The sequence below is a fragment of the Rhizobium sp. NPDC092011 genome (assembly GCF_044756305.1).
Classification (GTDB): Bacteria; Pseudomonadota; Alphaproteobacteria; order Rhizobiales; family Rhizobiaceae; genus Rhizobium.
In genome coordinates this window covers 34,065-51,290 of sequence record NZ_JBIVSO010000023.1, presented here as the reverse complement: position 1 = coordinate 51,290, position 17,226 = coordinate 34,065, and the positions used below count along the sequence as shown (strand labels likewise).

Here is a 17,226-nt window from a genome sequence, read left to right as displayed (position 1 = left end):
ACTCAATCATTCTATCATGAACGCTTCGGTACGCTCGGCAAGGGTGGATTGCCTCAGAACGGATAATGCTGGTGTGGGTCTTCGATAGTGATCCAGCGCAGATCCGTGAATTCATTGATCGCTGCCGCGCCACCGAAGCGGCCGTAACCAGAGTTCTTAACCCCACCGAAGGGCATCTGCGGCTCGTCATGGACCGTAGGCCCGTTGATGTGGCAGATTCCGCTCTCGATCCGGGCAGCCACTGCCATCGCGCGTTGTGGATCGCGGCTGAAAACCGCCGCTGATAGACCGTATTCGGTGTCGTTGGCGACGCGGATCGCTTCCTCCTCGTCGGCGACGCGGATGATGGGTTTGACCGGACCGAAACTTTCCTCGTCGTAGCAGCGCATGCCGCTCTTCACATGGTCGAGCAAGCTCGCCTCCATGATAGATCCGGTGCGTTTTCCGCCAGCCACCAGCTTGGCCCCTTTGGCGACGGCGTCTGTGACGATCTCCACCATTCTCAATGCCGCGTCACTGGTAACGAGAGAGCCAAGAACGACGTGGCCGCGAGGGTCGCCAGCAGGTAGCTTGGCGGCGCGGTCGGCAAGCTTGGCGACAAATTCGTCGGCAATCTTTTCTTGAACGATGATGCGTTCCGTCGACATGCAGATCTGACCCATGTTCGCGAAGGCCCCGAAAATAGCTGCATTGACCGCGGCATCGATGTCAGCATCGTCCAGAACGATCAGTGGCGCCTTGCCACCGAGCTCCAGGAGAGCCGGCTTGAGGTGTCTGCCGCAAAGCTCGCCGATGCGGCGCCCGACGCGAGTCGAGCCGGTGAAATTCACACGCCTCACCTCTGGCGCAGCAATCAGGGCTTCGACGACAGCGGCCGCGTCCTCCGGTGCGTTCGAGATGACATTGACAACCCCGGCGGGGAATCCCGCTTCGTTAAATACCTGACCAAGGAGCATGTGCAATCCCGGGCAGACCTCCGATGCCTTGAGGATGACGGTGTTGCCGCAGGCAAGCGCCATAGCGATTGCCCTTGTTCCGAGGATGATAGGGGCATTCCATGGAGCGATCCCCACGCAAACGCCCGCGGCCTGGCGCACCCCCATCGACAGACTACCGGGCTTGTCCGACGGAATGACTTCGCCGCCAACCTGAGTTGTCATCGAAGCAGCCTCGCGCAGTATGCCGGCTGCAAGCATTATGTTGAAGCCAGCCCAAGGCGCTGTGCCGCCCGTCTCTTCAATCAACATTTTGGTGATTTCCTCTGCCTTGGACGCAAGGCAGTCGGCGGCCCTCATAAGCAATGCCCTACGTTCACCCGGGCCTGTCTTCGACCAGGAAGGGAAGGCGGAATACGCCTCCACCACCACTTGTCGGACATCCTCGACGCCAGATGCCGGAGCGCGGGTCGCGATCTTGCCCGTGAATGGGTCAATCCTGTCGAAGGTTTTACCGGATACCGCCGCGACCGGCTTGCCCCCGATGATCTGCTTTATTTCCCGCATGTCGTACCTCCCGCGTGGTTCTTGCCGTCCGGCCATTCAGATCGGAGAGGTTGATCTGTCTCCGGCTGCCTAAGGACAGAAACCTATCGGTTTAGTCTCTAGAGAAGCATCCACATTCTAGTGGATGGTGCGGAGCCTCGATTGGAAGGATCGTATCGCGCAAAAATAAGGGAACTCAGATGAGTATTACGACACGAAATCCCACGTTCATCGCGCGTCGCTCACTATTGGGGCCCGCCGCCGCCGAGGCGGCCGGAATGGTTGCTTCCTGTTGAGGGAAACGCTGTCCGGTGCGGCACCAGGATACTTCGTAATCAGCGGCCTGTTGGCGGTCGTCGCCACCATCTTCCTGCCTGAAGGCGTAGGGCCTCCGTCAGGAGAGCCATACGGATCGCCTTCTTCCGGTCGCCCATAAACCATCGGCGGAGCCTCCGGCATTGCCATCCGCCAAGCTGAAAACTCAGGAGATAGTGAATGAAGCCGATCAAAGTCGCCGCGGTTCAGGCCGCGCCAGCCTTCATGGACCTCAATCGTTCGATCGACAATGCCGAAACCTTGGTTGCTGAAGCGGCCGCCAACGGCGCGAAGCTCATCGCATTTCCCGAAACCTGGCTGCCTGGATATCCCTGGTTCGTGTGGCTGTCATCTCCGGCGGAGTCGATGCAATATTTCGCGGACTACCATCAGAACAGCATGGCCATAGACGCGCCGGAAATGCGCCGCCTCCAGACCATGGCAAGGCGGCACGAGATTTTCATCGTCATGGGCTTTTCCGAACGCGAACGAGGATCGAGATATATGTCGCAGGCAACTCTCTCGGATGCGGGCGACCTGCTCCAGGTGCGACGCAAATTGAAGCCAACTTTTGCCGAACGCATTGTTTTTGGAGAAGGGGACGGATCCGACCTCGAGGTCATGGAGACGTCGATCGGACGATTGGGAGCGCTGAATTGCTGGGAGCATGCTCAGCCGCTTGTGCGGATGGCGATGCATGCCCAGGGCGAAGACATTCATGTCGCCGCCTGGCCGAGCTTCTGCCTCTATCGTGACATGGCATATGCTCTCGGACCGGAGGTGAACAATTCCTTCTCCAGAACCTATGCGGTCGAGGGCAGTTGCTACGTCGTCGCTCCGTGCGCGACCGTCAGCCAGGAGATGTTTGACATCATGGCGCGGGACCCGGAAAGAGCTCACCTTCTCAATCCACGCACGAGCAAGCCTGGCGGTGGCTATGCGATGATCTACGGGCCTGACGGCAGGGACATGTGCGAACCCCTGGCTGACGACGCGGAGGGCCTGCTCTACGCCGACCTTGACCCGACCATGATCGACATGGCCAAGGTGGCTGCTGATCCACGCGGCCATTACTCTCGGCCGGACGTCCTGCGTCTCGTCATCAACAAGGAGAAGCGGCGAGTGATGTCGGAGTTCAATCGCATGGATACGCCGGCCGTGTTGCGAGTTTTCCAGGAAGCAGAATAGGCGAGGGCCGCAATCAATGTCAGATATGGCATCCAAACGCTTTCTCAGGATCGGCATAGTTGGCGCAGGCGCCATGGGCTCCTTCTTTGGAGGTTGCCTTTTCGAAGGAGGCGACACGGACGTCACGCTGATCGACGTAAATCCCGCACATATCGCTGCCATCCGGGAACACGGCCTCAGGCTTGCCGACGATGGCGGTGACCGACGGCTTGGTGTCCCCATTGTGATGCCGGAGGCGATTGACGGACGTTTTGATGTCGTGCTCGTGTTTACGAAGACACTAAACACGCGCTCGGCTCTAGCGGGTATCTCAGGTGCGATCGGGCCGGAGACGTATCTCTTTAGTCTTCAAAACGGGCTCGAGAACAAGGAGGCCCTGCTTGAGTTCGCTGCACCGGATCGGGTGCTGATCGGCGTCACCACCTATCCCGCCGATCTCAAGGGTCCGGGACATGTCGAGTCACACGGAAATGGCGTCGCGCGCTTCGCAGCGGCGACATCCGGCGAGCCGCCAATTGCGGACGTCCTTATCTCGACGTTCGCCTTGTCCGGACTCCACTTGATCTACGACCCCAACGTGGAGGGGGCGATTTGGGAGAAAGTCGCTTTCAACGCGGCACTCAATAGCGTTTGTGCTATTACACGCTCAACAGTGGGTCAGGTCGGTGCTGACGAGGGAGCCCGCTCTCTTGTCTTTTCGATCGTCGGCGAAGTTTGCCGAACGGCGATCGCCAGCGGAACAGCCGTGGACATCGACCGTATCGAGGGCATGGTCGAACATGCTCTGTCCCACCACAAATACCACAAGCCATCGATGCTCCAGGATCTTCTCGCCGGACGCATGACCGAAATCGAAACGATCAACGGTGCGGTGGTCCGCAAGGCCGCCGCCGTGGGGATCGAAACACCGGTCACATCCGTGGTCTTAAAGCTTGTCCGGCATGTCCAGTCCCCACCTCAAGTGCAATGACGCGCCCATGCCAGATTGGCCTCGAACGAGATGAAGATGAACAGCCGAATTGAGGTGCCAGAGTTGGCATCTCTCGTCTCCTCGCGCAAGCGGCGCTCGGGCTCGGACCGGTTGCTGTTTGACTCGGCCATGTGCCCCGCAGAGCAACTCTCCGAACTAAAATCCAGATGTCTTTAAGGAAGGAAACGTCAATGTACACGGCGAGCAGCGCCCTGTTGGACGCACTGACGGATGCGAAAGTATCCTATATCTTCGCGAATTTCGGCAGCGATCATCCGGCACTCGTTGAAGCGATCGCAGAGGCGCGGGCAAACGGCAGATCGATTCCCGAGGTCATCACCTGCCCGAATGAAATGGTAGGCATGAGCGCCGCACATGGATTTTGGCAGGTGAGCGGCATAGCGCAAGCGGTGGTGGTGCATGTGGAATGCGGCACCCAGGCTCTTGCCGGTGCGGTCCACAATGCCGCCAAAGGGCGTGCCCCGATGATGATCTTCGCAGGTGCATCTCCGTTTACCCAGAGTGGAGAACTGAAGGGTTCACGCAATGAGTTCATTCAATGGATCCAGGACGTCCATGACCAGCGCGGCATTGTTCGGGGATATACAAAGTACGACAACGAGCTGCGGACAGGTCTCAATATCAAGGATATCGTCAATCGCGCGCTTCAGTTCGCGTATTCGGACCCGAAAGGCCCTGTCTATCTGATGGGCGCGCGCGAGGTCATGGAGCAGGAAGTTCCTGCGAAACCCTCGGTTCCGATGTGGCCGCCCGTCCAGGCTGCCGGGCTCACGAAACAGTCCGTGACCGTGCTTGGCGAAGCTTTGCGGAAGGCACGCCGACCGCTTGTCTTAACGACATACCTTGGCCGCAGCGAAGCTGCATTCAACGCGTTGGTCGAATTCAGCCGTAGGGCTGGTGCTGGAGTTCTGGAATCCGTACCGACCTGGCTGAACTTCCCGCATTCGAATCCGATGTATCAGGGCAACCACTGGAACCATCCCTGGCAGAACAAGGCGCTGGCCTCGGCCGACCTCGTCCTCGTGATCGACAGCGACGTGCCCTGGATTCCCGTGCACAACAGGCCCGCTCCTGATGTTCCTATTTTCCACATCGATGTCGATCCGCTCAAAACGCAAATGCCGCTGTGGCACATCGATGCAACTGCATCCTGGCAGGCGGATGCCGCGACCGCTCTATCAGAGCTCAACGAATGGCTCACGGAGAATCCAATAGAAGCGGATGATATCGCCGGACGGGCGGACCACTGGCGCACACTTCACGATGTGCGCGCCGGCGAACTGGCCGTGTTAGAGAAGGAGCCCGAAGACGGTGTGATCACCTCGGAATTCACGGTGGCCTGCCTGCGCGAAGAAATCGGCGACGACGCGCTTTTCGTCAACGAAGGCATTTCCAATTATCACACGGTCTTCAACCACCTTAGCCAGAGCGATCCTCTGACGGTTTTTACCAGCGGCGGCGGTTCGCTCGGCTATAATGGTGGCGCCGCGATCGGCGTGAAGCTTGCCAAGCCCGAAAAAACTGTGGTCGCTCTATGCGGTGACGGCTCTTACATGTTCAGCGTCCCGTCGTCGGTGCACTGGATGGCGGCGCGCTATCAAACACCGTTTCTTCAGATCGTCTTCAACAACAGGGGTTGGAAATCGCCAAAGCTTTCGACCTTGGCGGTTCATCCTGACGGATTCGCTTCAAAAGCCAATTCGATCGACGTGTCATTCGATCCTCCACCGGATTATGCGGGCATCGCCGCGGCCGCAGGCGGCGCATATGCCAGGCAAGTCCGAAATCCTTCTGAAGTCCGCGCGGCAATCAGAGAGGCTTTGGAGGTGGTCAGAACCGAAAAGCGTTGCGCAGTGCTGGATGTCTGGATTTCTCATCTTTGACCGATGAATCCGCAGGCCGGGGAGGAAGGACCCCCGGCATCCTTGCGTATTGGCGTAATCTTTGCTTAACTTTCGAACGCCTGAATACCATCGCGAGGTCAGGAATGACGGGCCACATCTACGACATGTCAGGGCAGGAGGCGCGCATTTTCGCAAACATAGTTGGCGTGCTCTCCTCCGGTAATCTTAACGTCGACGTTCGCGAGGAAATTTTTCCTGATATCCTGAAACTGTTGAGGGCCGATGTACTGGCCTCTTTCGAATGGAACGGGCGTTCCAACTCCTACGGCAATGCGTTCATCATCAATCAGGATCCAGAAAACGTGGTTCGATACCGCAAATGGTTCCAGTACCGCGATCCCATGACGGACAAGCTGCGAGGGTTGAGACGAGCGGCCCATGTCGAGGAAGTTATCGCCAAGCGCGACCTCAGCAAGACTGAATTCTATAACGATTTTCTCGCCCACGACGGCATGCAGCACGGTGTCAATCTGTTCATGCAGGCAAATGGCCGCGAGCTTGCCGATCTTAGGGTATGGCGCTACGGCAGCCGACCCGATTTCAGCGACCGGGAAATAGACTTGTTGACTATTCTCGCGCCATTCATACGCCGGGCGCTATCGACGGCACCTTCCGTCAGTCTTGACATGCTCACCGGCAGGGAAAGGGACGTCGCCCTTCTGGTTGCGCGAGGCTGTTCCGATAAGGACATCGCACGCGTTCTCGGCATCGGTTTCGCCACCGTCAGGACGCATGTCGGAAGCTGCCTTGCCAAACTCGAATGTTCCAACCGGGCTGAAGTGGCGGTACAGGTCTCCAAACTATCGCATTAAGCCATCACCAGGCCGGTCCTCTGGGTTGCCGCGGACAGTCTGCAGGCTCATGAAGCGACCGCGGGCTGGACGTTCAATGCATGGCTGAGCAGGTCTCTACTGTAGGGTGTTTTTGGCGATGAGAACATCGTCTCCGTCGTGGCAGATTCAACCATCTCTCCCTGTTGCAGCACGACAACTCTGTCAGCGATGCTCCTTACAACGGCAAGGTCGTGGGTCACGAACAGCATTGCCAAGCCGTCTGTCATCAGCCCGCGCAGCAGTTCGATGATCGATGCCTGTACCGACACATCGAGCGCCGATGTGGGCTCGTCGCAAACCAGCAGGTCCGGCCGGCAGACCAGTGCCCGCGCAATTGCTACCCGTTGTCTCTCGCCCCCCGACAACTCCGACGGATAGCGAGACATCAAGTCAGGAGATAGGCCAGCGCGCACGGCTGCTGTTAGGACTGCCCGTATGATGTCCTGCTTCGAACCCGGAAAGAAATGCCGGACGGCGCATCCGATGCTATCGCCGACAGTACGTCTGGGATTCAGCGAGGCGTATGGATCCTGGAAAATATACTGTATTCGCCTATGACAGTCCTTATCCCTTCCCTCGGCCTTCTGTGGCAGGGTCCTGTCGTAGAATTTGACCGCGCCATCGTAATTCGAATGCAAGCCAATGAGGCAACGGGCAAAGGTGGACTTTCCGCTGCCCGATTCCCCGACCAGGGCGACACACTCTCCCTTGGCGATCTCGAGGGACACGTTTCGCACGACTTCAAGAGGGCCGTATCGGGCGACTAGGTTCTGGACCGAACATATCCTTTCACCGTGTGGTCTCGTGAGGGGTAGAGCGATGACATGTGCTCCGTTCTCCGGCGCATTCGGCTTATAGCAGCGGATGCTGGATGCTCCGTCCATGACGAGGCCCGGTTCTACAGTGGCACATAGATCATCGCCGATCGGACAGCGCGCTGCGAACACGCAACCCGATTCTCGGCTTTTCAAATCCGGGGCTGTTCCCGGAATACCCTGCAACTGCTTGCGCTCCAAGGTCGTTGGCACGGCTTTGAGCAGAGCGCGACTATAAGGATGCGCCGGCGCACCAAGTACCTTGTTCGAGCTTCCATATTCCATTATCCGGCCCGCATAGAGCACCATGACCTGATCCGCTACGGCGGAAATGACACCCAGGTCATGAGAGACGTAGACGCTGCACAGGTTCATCTCCTTCGAGAGTTCTGACACCAGTTTGAGAACCTCGTGCCGTGTGCCGACATCGAGCGCGGTCGTCGGCTCATCGAGGACCAGAAGTCGCGGCCTGCTGACGACGGCAATGGCAAGCCCGATGCGCTGCAATTGACCACCCGAAAGTTCGCTGGGATATCTCGCGAGGAAGTTTCGGTCCGCCGGCAGTCGTACGGCATCCAGAACGCTTGCGATCCGCCCGAGGGCTTCGGCACGGCTCTCCGCGTGACGACCGTGGATCAGTCGTTCGATGAGCTGGGTTCCGATCGCAAGTCCCGGATTAAGAGACATCCCGGCATCCTGGGGCACATAACTGACGACCCGGCCCCGGCGCTCCCGCCGCTCTGTCTCGCTGAGCGCCAGTATATCCTCGCCGTCGACGATCACGCTTCCTGAAGCGATTTTTGCTCCCGGTCCCGCATAGCCCAGCAAAGCCTTGGCGATCGTGCTTTTTCCCGAGCCGCTTTCTCCCACCAGGCCGAGGACCTCGCCGGGTTCGATCTCGAACGAGACTTCGTCCACGATCTTTATTCCCTGCCGCAGCGAGACCCCGAGGGACGCGACTTTGACACCCTTCATCATTTCGATCCTTCCGTTAGACCGATGGCCCTCGACATTCCTTCTGCGAACATGTTCCCGCCGATCGACAATGTGGCGATCGCGACGATCGGGGCCAAGACTGCCCATGGCTGAATGGTGAGGGCGTTGCGGCTCTCGTTGACCATGAGGCCCCAGTCTGCGTTGGGAGGCTGAATTCCGAAGCCGAGGAAGCTCAGTCCGGCGAGCAGTGAAATGGACCACATGAGCCGCAGGCCCAGCTCTACCAGAAGCGGTGAGGTGATGTTGGGAAGAATTTCCGACACCAGGATTTTTCGGGTCGGAAGACCGACGGCCCGAGCCCATTGAACATAGTCCCGTTCTACGACGGCCAAGGCTGCTCCACGGGTGATACGGGCGACGCTCGGTGCTTGCGATGCTCCGACCAGGATGACAAGCAGCACAGGACTCGGACCGAGCATGGTCACGAAAAGGAGCGCGAACACGACGCTGGGAAAAGCGAGCTGAATATCGACTAGGCGCATGAGGATTTCGTCGGCCGTGCCTCTGAAATAGGCCGACACCATTCCGATGGCTGTGCCGATCGACAATCCGAGGAGCGTCGCCGTGATCGCCATCCACACCAGATTGCGGCCGCCGTACAGAAACCGGCTCAACACGTCCCGTCCGAGGCTGTCAGTGCCCAGCAGGTTATCCGAACCGGGACCGTCATAGGGGATGCCGACCAGTTCGGACGGCGTATATGGGGCAAGTATCGGACCGAGAATCGCCAGCGCGACGATGCCGCCGATCAAGCCAAGCCCGAGCAGCGATCTCGAACTTTTCAGCCCCCGGATGAGGGGCGATTGGGGCGCGGTTCTTTTAGACGACAGTGAACTCAATTGCGACCTCCTCTTCCCGGCGGCGTGAGCATGAAAGACATCGCATCGGTGATAATGTTGACGATGAAGAACGTGACCGAAATGGTGAGTACCGCCGCCTGTACGACCGGAATGTCCCGCATTCCGACGGCATCGGCCAACGCGGTGCCCAGCCCGGGAAATCCGAACACATATTCGATCACGACGACGCCTCCGACCGAGAAGGCGAAGATGGTTCCCGCCGCCTGGATTGCCGGAACCAATGCATTCGGCAGTACGTGTCGAAAGAGTATCCGTCCCGGCGACAAGCCCTTGAGAGCAGCAAACTGAACATATTCGGTTTGCAGGACATCGATGACGGTTCCTCTCACCAAACGGTACAGATAGGTAATCTGGAGCAGAACGAGCGTAATGATCGGCATTGCCAGGCGTTCTGTCTGCGCCAGGATCGGTTCACCCGGTGACAGAAGCGATACTGCAGGAAAGAAGTGAAATACGCTTGTGCTCAGAAGCAGCACAAGGAACAGGCCGAGCACGAATTCAGGAAGTGCGTTCACCATGATCGAAAACGCCATGATGAGCTTATCGGTAACTCCGTCCTTACGCGTAGCGGTCAGCACGCCCAGCGCCAATGAAATTGGCAAGGCGATGAACATCGAGACCGTAACGATGAAAAAGGAGTTCGAAATCCGCGGCAAAAGCAGATCGGTGACGGGAACTTTCGAAACGATCGATGTTCCGAAATCTCCGTGAAGCAGCGCCGTGAGCCATCGGACATATTGCACCATAACTGGCTGATCGAGATTGAGTTGCTGCCGCACCATCTGCACCTGATCGGCGGATGCTTCCTTGCCGAGGACGATCAGGGCGACATCGCCCGGGAGCGCCTGGGTCGCAAGAAAAATGAGGAGCGACACAACGAGAAGCATGAGGACAGCCAGCGCGGATCGCCTCGCCAGCCAGCCCCCGATCTTGCTCGACCTGGCGGTCGAACCCGGGCGCGATAAATCCGTCATGCAAGGGACACCTTGCGCAGGTGATAGAACGGAGAATCGACGACGTATGGCTCGATGCCGGTGAGGCCCGCCTTGTAGGCATTCAGAGTGTTGGCAAAGCCCCAAATAATGTTGCCGCCGCGCTCGTATTCGACCTTCTGCATCCTGTGGATCACGTCACATCGATCATCGGCGTTCGAGATGCTTACGGCTTTCTTATAGAGATCGTTGAATTCGGCATCGTCCCAGTGCGAGGTATTGAACGTGCCGCCTGGCAGCAGGCTTCTCGTCACCACCGGGAGGTAGGCATCGCTCAGGAAGTCGACACCGAAGGTCCAGTTTCCGTAGTTCGCGAGATAGGCGGCCTCCTCGGTAATCTTGACATTGATATTCACGCCAGCCGCCTTGGCTTGCTCCGCAAATACCTGGGCGCACTCGACCATGCCCGCGGTGCCATTGACGGTGACGAGATCGACGGACAGACCGGACTTGCCTGCGTCTTCCAGGAGTTTCTTGGCCGCCTTTATGTCCTGCTTGCGTTGTTCGACAGGCGTCGGGCCGCACGGAGCGATCGAGCGTCCCTGCATGTCGTTACCGACGGCCCCATATCCGGCGAGCGCGACCTTGACCATCTGCTCGCGGTTCGCGATCAGGCGAAATGCCTGGCGAACGCGAACATCGTTGAACGGCTCCACGTCGGTTCGCATGTACATTGGAATAGACATGGCCGAAGGGTTGTTCAGCAACTTTATGTGCGCATCGGCTTCGATGATGCGGGCTTCGGCGAACGGGATCTTGTAAGCCATGTCCACCTGTCCGCCGCGCAGCGCGTTGATGGATGCAGCGGCATCGGAGATGTTCACGATCAGAAGCGTCTTTACCTTCGCCTTCTCGCGGAAGTAATCGTCGAACCTCCCGAAGACCGACTCTCGTCCCGGCGTGAACGAGACATATTTGAAGGCACCCGTGCCAACCGGCTTGGCGGGATCGAAGCCGACAGGCACCATTCGAAGATAGCGATTGGCCCAGATATCCCGGAAGGGGCCGTAGGCGTTCTTCAGCTTGAACAGCACGGTCGTGTCGTCGATCTTCGTCACGTTGGCCGGATCGATGAAGTTGATAAGCGCCGAGCCCTTGGTCGGGTTCGTCTTGTCAAGAATGCGTTTGATTGTGAAGATCACATCGTCGGCGCCGAAGCTCTTGCCCTCGTGCGTCTTGACGCCGGCTTTCAGTTTAACGGTCCATTCGGTGGAGTCCGCATTCGGTGTGAAACTCTCGGCCAGCGACAATCCGATGCTCGCATCCGGATTGTATTCGCTCAGGCCATCAAAGAGGTTCATGAACCGGACAATGTCGGTGATCTGACCTTGCGTCCTGTGCGGATCGAGAGAATCTGCGTTGCTTCCGGTCGCAGCCACTCTCAACGTTCCCGCGCCATCAGCTGCAAAGGCCAGCGATGAGGGAAGGGCACCCAGCGACAATGCGGCTCCTGTCGCTCCCACGAGGAAGCCGCGGCGTGTTGTCGTCAGATATTCGGTTCTTCCATTGTCAGACATATCGATCCCCATTATTTTTTATTTGGACTTTGGATTCAGTTTCAGGCCCGCTTGCTGCGGGCGGCCTCTGTTGCGGCCTTGGCCATGAGCGGAACCAGAACGGAAGGACCGCGCTCGTCTTCATCCGGGTCGAATGACGAGAAGCTGACGGCGAGAATATCGAAACGATCCGCTATGAGCTCGAAGCCGCGCGAAACCTGGACGTCGGTTAGGCCGCCGTCCGCGCAATGTCGGTTGGCGCGAAGCACCGTCGGATCGAGCACGTCTGTATCGACGTGGACATAGACCTGGTCGCATTTGGCGCCGAGCAGGTCCAACGCCGCGCCAAGCGCACGATCAAAGCCGAGCTTCGCGATTACGGGAGTATTGACGACGGTGCCGATGGCGACGCTGGCATGCGCACGGGGATTCTTGGAGAAAGCTTCGTGTATACTGACCGAAATGATGCGCTCGTCGGGGATAACGCGGAACCCGGGAATCTGCTCGCGGTATTTTGGCCAGCAATGTCCGGCGATCGTGGTCGTCAGCATGCCTTCTATGAAACCATTCGTCGAGGTGTCCGGGGTCAGAGCGTCGCCATGGGCGTCGAACCAGACCAGGCCGATGTTGCCCTGTGCATCTCCAATGCCGCCGACGACGCCCAACGAGGCCGAGCAGGTGCCAGCGGAGACGATAGGAATCCTGCCGGCCGCACGGGCTGCCCGCACCGCGGCGGCAAGGTGGATGTTCTGAACAAGAATTCGCCCCATCTGATCGCCAGCGGGGATCAGTCTGAAATCTCCGCCCGTCTCCCTGTCGGTCGCACGATCGGCCTGATCCAGAAAGACTATACTGACGTCATCGAACATGTCTTCGAACGCGGCGGGTGCATTCTCTTTGGCCAGCAAAACCTCGGGTCCTACCGCCATTGCGTTCCCTAAGACACGTCCTCGCGTCCCGCAGTGATATGGAAGCCCGATAAGCGTTACGGGCGAGGCATTTTTGGATACCGGCATTATTTCGTTCCCATTCTTTTCTGCTGAAAAGCGACAATAATGGCTGGTATCCGACACGGTATCCACAGAATTGCTGAGATCGGTATGAAGGAGGATCCTGTCGCGAATCTTCGGTTGACGTGAAAAGGCTGGACCGACAAGGCAAGCCGGAGCAGGGTCAACGGACCAGAAGAAAATGATCGCCACGCCGGTGGGAGTCGATAGACCGTTCGGCCATCCATCATGGGGTGGAGTTCTAGTCGCCGCAGCGCTCGATGCATTCAGTGCCCGCTAACGGCCGGTGGCGGAAAATGGCGTGTTGACGAGAGGTACACCGGGGTGAGGGCCACCTGGACGTATCTCTTCCAGGCAATTGACAGAAGCGGAGCCGCGGTTGACTTCTTGTTTTCGAAGACCCGCAATCTGAACGACGCGAAGCACCTCTTCCTCAGTACCTATGCGTCATGATCTGCCGATGCAGGTCATTGTGGCGCCCATCCGGCCCTCCAATTGTCCAATCATCGGCCGAGACGACCGTCCGCAACATTTCAGCCCGCAATTTCTTCGTCAATTTACGGTGCCGCTTTTCCATCGATGCCGTACCGCTTATCGATGCGCCGTCACACGAGGAGTCACTCCGGCGCAGTTAAAGGAACCACCGCAGGACGACGCTGGCGCAGCCGATTCAGGGTCAGCGCTCGCAAAGCAAGAGAGCCTGCTTATTGAGAGATGCGCGTGACGAGCGCTGCTAGTTCCGTACGATTGGAGCATTCCATCTTTTCCAGGCAACGACCGAGATGGGTGCGGACCGTTGCAAAGCCGATGTTCAGCACACGTGCGATGTCCTTGTCTGAACAACCGTGCGAGATCAGCAATGCGACGTCGCGTTCGCGCTCGGTGAGCGCGGATAGGCTGACTTCGGGAGCCACCAGCAAGGCGCGCCGCAGAATGGGAGCTAGAACCTTCAGCAATCCGATTTCGCGATCGGCAAAATCCGGCTGATGTTTGTTGCGCCAGATGCGAAGATCCGCAAGCTCTCGTCCCGGCTCCCTGAGGAACAGGTTGATCCCGTGGTCCAGTCCATCTTTCATCAGGAAATCGTTGAAGAACTCCGTCTTCTGTAGATCCGTTTTCGAAATGACTTCATCGACATAAGCCGGACGCCACAGGCTCCGCAATTTTTGTGTCATCGGGTCGCGGTATTGGTACCAGCTCCGATAGACCTTGATGCTTTCTGGAGATTGATTGATGACGAAGGGCTCGTCGTAACAATTCGACTTCGGGTTCCATTTGTAAGACGCCAGCGCCTCAGAGCGCATAAGTCTGAGGATATCAGGAAAGACGTCTTCCCTGATTGCAAGGCCCTTGGGGCTCGTCAACCTGCCGACGATATCAGCGAACAGACTAGCCTCATTGAACGTCAAATCATAAACAATCCCAAGCATGAGCCACCCATGACGAACGGATTGATTTATCCGTTGTGTTCCCTTTTTTCACCAGGGAAGCAAAGGCCGCGCCAAAAATCAAGAATTTTGACGTTTGTCGGTGGACACAGCCCTTTGATTGCCTTTTCCGCCCGTCTGATTGGTCCGCCAGCAGCAATACAAATATCGCTTGTTGCATCAGTACCAGCAATAATGTGGATGGTGAGCCTTCCCATTAGCGAATAGCCCTCAGGAACATCAGCTTCTATGTGGGTTTCACGATGACACTCAAGGAATTTACGTTGACCAAGGCATCACGCGCGATGGCTCAGGGAACATTGGGCTCGGAAGAGCTTGTTACGGATCTGTTGAAGCGACATGCTAACCTTCTGTCGATCAATGCTTTCGTATCGCTCGACGCCGACAGGGCATTGCGCGATGCACGTCAGGCGGATGCTGATCGGGCGTCGGGCCGTGTTAAGGGGCCGCTGCACGGCCTGCCGATCGCTTTCAAGGATAATATCAACGTCAAGGGCTATGTCACGACCGGCGGCACACCTTCGCTGCGCAGCTTTCGCCCGTCGAAAAATGCGCCCATCGCGTCTCGTCTTCTCGATGCTGGCGCAATCGCCTACGGTAAGAACGGAATGCATGAACTTGCCTATGGCGCGACATCCGACAACCCTGCCTTCGGTGCGCCACGAAATCCCTTTGATCAGACCCGCACCGCCGGGGGGTCGAGCGGCGGCAGCGGCGCGGCAGTCGCCGCCCGACTTGTCCCGGCCTCCATCGGCACGGACACCGGTGGCTCCGTTCGCATCCCTGCGGCGTTTTGCGGCGCCTGGGGCTATCGCCCGACCACCGGCCGGTGGCCTGCGGCAGACGTGGTTCCAATTTCCACGACGCGCGACACACCCGGACCTGTTGCGCTTTCCGCCGCCGATATAGTTCTGCTGGACAGTGTCGTTTCTGGAGCGCCGGCCATCACAGCCTCTGCCGTAAAGGGCGTTCGCTTCGGTATTCCGCACAAGCACTTCTGGGACATGGTCGATCATGAGGTCGCCGCTGTTTGCATGAAGGCGCTCGAAAAGCTTAAGTCCGAGGGCGCGGAAGTGGTCGAGGTCGACTCGGAAGGCCTTCTGCATCCCTACGCGCTGTCGTCCATGCCAATTTCAATCTACGAGGGCAAGGTTGCACTGTCGGCATTTCTGGCGGAGCATGACTTTCTCCTGACCTTCGCGGAAGTGGCCGAACAGGTCGCAAGCCCAGACGTCCGGGAACTGCTTCTTGCTCAACTCGATCCGGCGACGGCGGTCAGCAAAGAATCCTATGACGCTGCGACCGCCACGCATCTTCCTGCATTGAAGGCAGCCTATGCCGACATCTTCGCATCGAACCGGATTGATGCCCTGGCATTTCCCATCTGCCGGATGCCTGCGCCGGTCCTCAATCAGGCGGACATGATTGAAATCAACGGTAAGCCGTTCCCGATCTTCGACGCGTTGATACACAATACCGACATCGGCAGCGCGGCCAGCCTTCCGGGCGTCAGCATCCCAGCGGGCTGCACCTCTGCGGGTTTGCCGGTCGGTTTGGGGCTGGACTATCCTTTCGGCAACGACGCAGCCTTGCTCGGCCTCTCGCTCGCGATCGACGGTCTGTTTCCGGCGCTGTCTCCCAAGCTTGCCTAATCCTCATGAGCGGTGTCTTGGCGCTCACGGCTCGCTGAAATCTTTTGTCGGAGGTAGAAATGGTCGATCTGGTCAATCTGGAAGATATGCGCAGGCGCGCTCGCCGCCGCCTGCCTTCCATGGTTTTTGACTATCTTGAGGGTGGGGCCGGCAGCGAGCGGGGTCTGAGGCGAAATCGCACAGCTCTTGAACAGGTCCTTTTCAAACCGCATCGGCTCGTCGCGGTGGATCGCAGGGATCTGTCAGCGCATCTCTTCGGCAAGACATATTCCATGCCTCTGGCAATTGCGCCGAGCGGCCTGAATGGGGTCTTGTGGCCTGGGGGCGATCTCGCGCTGGCGCGCGCGGCGGCCCGTTATGGCATTCCGTTTTGCCTTTCGACGCCGTCCACCTCGACCATAGAAGAGGTTGCACGTGCGACGGATGCCGAAAAGTGGTTCCAGCTCTACGTCCTCAATCGCGAGCAGGCGCACGCCTTTGTCCGCCGTGCCCTTCATGCCGATTACTCGACCTTGGTCCTCACGGTGGATGTCGCAGTCAATGGCAAGAGGGAGCGGGATCTGCGCTCGGGCTTCAAGGTGCCTTTCAAACTGTCTCCGAAGATCGTCCTTGATGCGGCGATGCACCCGCGCTGGAGCTTTGCCCAGCTTGCGCATGGCCTGCCGCAACTTGCCAATTTTGCCTCTGCGGACGCGACAGACGTGGCATCCCAAGCGGCGCTCATGGCCAGGCAGATGGACGCCGGCTTCGACTGGGACGCGTTCGCAGCGCTTCGTGAGCTCTGGCCGCATAAGCTGATCGTCAAGGGCGTTCTCTCTGTCGACAATGCATTGCTGCTGCAGGAAGCGGGCGCGGACGCAGTTGTCTTTTCCAATCACGGCGGGCGGCAGCTTGAGGACGTCGCCGCGCCAGTGGATCTGTTGCAACGCGCGCATGAGGCTCTGCGCATTCCGATCCTGATGGATGGCGGCATCCGATCCGGATCGGACATTGCGAAGGCGGTCGCCTCCGGAGCGACCCTGGTGCTTTCTGGCAGAGCGCTTCTTTACGGTCTGGCGGCGGCAGGCGAGACAGGCGTCTGCGAGGTACTGGACATGCTGAAAGCGGAGCTCGATAATACGCTGGCACTCGTCGGATGCGGATGCGTTGGTTCGCTCTCCCGGCAGCATCTGGTGATTGGAGCGGAGGACATGCATCCGCAGAAATGATGATACAAAGGCGCTGGACAGCAGTTAGACTGCGGCT

At 58.5% G+C, this 17,226-nt stretch carries 14 protein-coding genes; 7 read left to right on the top strand and 7 right to left on the bottom strand.

The window, feature by feature from the left end; translation table 11 throughout:
• Positions 1-53: 53 nt before the first annotated feature.
• The gene (locus ACIQJ2_RS35950) at positions 54-1,502 is read right to left on the bottom strand and encodes an aldehyde dehydrogenase (protein ID WP_400677046.1); all 1,449 of its coding nucleotides are present in this window, start codon (positions 1,500-1,502) and stop codon (positions 54-56) included.
• 474 nt (positions 1,503-1,976) lie between these two features.
• On the opposite strand from ACIQJ2_RS35950, the gene ACIQJ2_RS35945 reads away from it, so the two are divergent.
• The 4 genes from ACIQJ2_RS35945 (at position 1,977) to ACIQJ2_RS35930 (ending at position 6,691) form a co-directional block, all read left to right on the top strand.
• The gene (locus tag ACIQJ2_RS35945) at positions 1,977-2,984 is read left to right on the top strand and encodes a carbon-nitrogen hydrolase family protein (RefSeq protein ID WP_400677043.1); all 1,008 of its coding nucleotides are present in this window, start codon (positions 1,977-1,979) and stop codon (positions 2,982-2,984) included.
• A gap of 16 nt (positions 2,985-3,000) precedes the next feature.
• A complete protein-coding gene (locus tag ACIQJ2_RS35940) occupies positions 3,001-3,954 on the top strand; it encodes a ketopantoate reductase family protein (protein ID WP_400677040.1) in 954 nt (317 codons plus the stop codon).
• Positions 3,955-4,145: 191 nt separating this feature from the next.
• Positions 4,146-5,858, top strand: a complete 1,713-nt coding sequence (locus ACIQJ2_RS35935) for a thiamine pyrophosphate-requiring protein (protein ID WP_400677037.1) — start codon at positions 4,146-4,148, stop codon at positions 5,856-5,858.
• Between the two features lie 104 nt (positions 5,859-5,962).
• Entirely contained in the window at positions 5,963-6,691 is a 729-nt protein-coding gene (locus tag ACIQJ2_RS35930; protein WP_400677034.1) for a response regulator transcription factor, read from the top strand.
• A 47-nt stretch (positions 6,692-6,738) separates the two neighbouring features.
• Here ACIQJ2_RS35930 and ACIQJ2_RS35925 read toward each other — a convergent pair whose 3' ends face one another.
• The 5 genes from ACIQJ2_RS35925 to ACIQJ2_RS35905 are packed head-to-tail and all read right to left on the bottom strand — an operon-like array spanning position 6,739 to position 12,887.
• Positions 6,739-8,502 carry an ABC transporter ATP-binding protein gene (locus ACIQJ2_RS35925; RefSeq protein WP_400746736.1) on the bottom strand — a complete coding sequence of 588 codons (1,764 nt, stop codon included), beginning with the start codon at positions 8,500-8,502 and terminating at the stop codon, positions 6,739-6,741.
• Complete coding sequence (locus tag ACIQJ2_RS35920) at positions 8,502-9,362, bottom strand: ABC transporter permease (protein WP_400677028.1); 861 nt, start codon at positions 9,360-9,362, stop codon at positions 8,502-8,504. The genes ACIQJ2_RS35925 and ACIQJ2_RS35920 overlap by 1 nt, the downstream gene beginning before the upstream one ends.
• The gene (locus ACIQJ2_RS35915; RefSeq protein WP_400677025.1) at positions 9,359-10,357 is read right to left on the bottom strand and encodes an ABC transporter permease; all 999 of its coding nucleotides are present in this window, start codon (positions 10,355-10,357) and stop codon (positions 9,359-9,361) included. Before ACIQJ2_RS35915 ends, ACIQJ2_RS35920 begins: the two co-directional genes overlap by 4 nt.
• Positions 10,354-11,892 carry an ABC transporter substrate-binding protein gene (locus tag ACIQJ2_RS35910; RefSeq protein ID WP_400677022.1) on the bottom strand — a complete coding sequence of 513 codons (1,539 nt, stop codon included), beginning with the start codon at positions 11,890-11,892 and terminating at the stop codon, positions 10,354-10,356. Before ACIQJ2_RS35910 ends, ACIQJ2_RS35915 begins: the two co-directional genes overlap by 4 nt.
• 41 nt (positions 11,893-11,933) lie before the next feature.
• The gene (locus tag ACIQJ2_RS35905; RefSeq protein ID WP_400677019.1) at positions 11,934-12,887 is read right to left on the bottom strand and encodes an arginase family protein; all 954 of its coding nucleotides are present in this window, start codon (positions 12,885-12,887) and stop codon (positions 11,934-11,936) included.
• Positions 12,888-13,109: 222 nt separating this feature from the next.
• Between ACIQJ2_RS35905 and ACIQJ2_RS35900 the strand changes: the two genes are divergently transcribed.
• A complete protein-coding gene (locus tag ACIQJ2_RS35900; protein WP_400677016.1) occupies positions 13,110-13,334 on the top strand; it encodes a DDE-type integrase/transposase/recombinase in 225 nt (74 codons plus the stop codon).
• Between the two features lie 251 nt (positions 13,335-13,585).
• On the opposite strand, the gene ACIQJ2_RS35895 is transcribed toward ACIQJ2_RS35900, so the two are convergent.
• Entirely contained in the window at positions 13,586-14,311 is a 726-nt protein-coding gene (locus ACIQJ2_RS35895) for a response regulator transcription factor (protein ID WP_400677013.1), read from the bottom strand.
• Between the two features lie 260 nt (positions 14,312-14,571).
• Here ACIQJ2_RS35895 and iaaH point away from each other — a divergent pair, with 260 nt between their 5' ends.
• Positions 14,572-15,981 (top strand): indoleacetamide hydrolase, encoded by a 1,410-nt coding sequence (gene iaaH / locus ACIQJ2_RS35890; RefSeq protein ID WP_400677010.1) that lies wholly within the window; start codon positions 14,572-14,574, stop codon positions 15,979-15,981.
• Positions 15,982-16,040: 59 nt separating this feature from the next.
• A complete protein-coding gene (locus tag ACIQJ2_RS35885; protein ID WP_400677007.1) occupies positions 16,041-17,189 on the top strand; it encodes an alpha-hydroxy-acid oxidizing protein in 1,149 nt (382 codons plus the stop codon).
• Positions 17,190-17,226 lie beyond the last annotated feature (37 nt).

Excerpts from the sequence above, each read along its gene's own strand:
- ACIQJ2_RS35950 (WP_400677046.1), bottom strand. The coding sequence starts at position 1,502 with ATGCGGGAAATAAAGCAGATCATCGGGGGCAAGCCGGTCGCGGCGGTA.
- ACIQJ2_RS35945 (WP_400677043.1), top strand. The coding sequence starts at position 1,977 with ATGAAGCCGATCAAAGTCGCCGCGGTTCAGGCCGCGCCAGCCTTCATG.
- ACIQJ2_RS35940 (WP_400677040.1), top strand. The coding sequence starts at position 3,001 with ATGTCAGATATGGCATCCAAACGCTTTCTCAGGATCGGCATAGTTGGC.
- ACIQJ2_RS35935 (WP_400677037.1), top strand. The coding sequence starts at position 4,146 with ATGTACACGGCGAGCAGCGCCCTGTTGGACGCACTGACGGATGCGAAA.
- ACIQJ2_RS35930 (WP_400677034.1), top strand. The coding sequence starts at position 5,963 with ATGACGGGCCACATCTACGACATGTCAGGGCAGGAGGCGCGCATTTTC.
- ACIQJ2_RS35925 (WP_400746736.1), bottom strand. The coding sequence starts at position 8,502 with ATGAAGGGTGTCAAAGTCGCGTCCCTCGGGGTCTCGCTGCGGCAGGGA.
- ACIQJ2_RS35915 (WP_400677025.1), bottom strand. The coding sequence starts at position 10,357 with ATGACGGATTTATCGCGCCCGGGTTCGACCGCCAGGTCGAGCAAGATC.
- ACIQJ2_RS35910 (WP_400677022.1), bottom strand. The coding sequence starts at position 11,892 with ATGTCTGACAATGGAAGAACCGAATATCTGACGACAACACGCCGCGGC.
- ACIQJ2_RS35905 (WP_400677019.1), bottom strand. The coding sequence starts at position 12,887 with ATGCCGGTATCCAAAAATGCCTCGCCCGTAACGCTTATCGGGCTTCCA.
- ACIQJ2_RS35900 (WP_400677016.1), top strand. The coding sequence starts at position 13,110 with ATGGGGTGGAGTTCTAGTCGCCGCAGCGCTCGATGCATTCAGTGCCCG.
- ACIQJ2_RS35895 (WP_400677013.1), bottom strand. The coding sequence starts at position 14,311 with ATGCTTGGGATTGTTTATGATTTGACGTTCAATGAGGCTAGTCTGTTC.
- iaaH (WP_400677010.1), top strand. The coding sequence starts at position 14,572 with ATGACACTCAAGGAATTTACGTTGACCAAGGCATCACGCGCGATGGCT.
- ACIQJ2_RS35885 (WP_400677007.1), top strand. The coding sequence starts at position 16,041 with ATGGTCGATCTGGTCAATCTGGAAGATATGCGCAGGCGCGCTCGCCGC.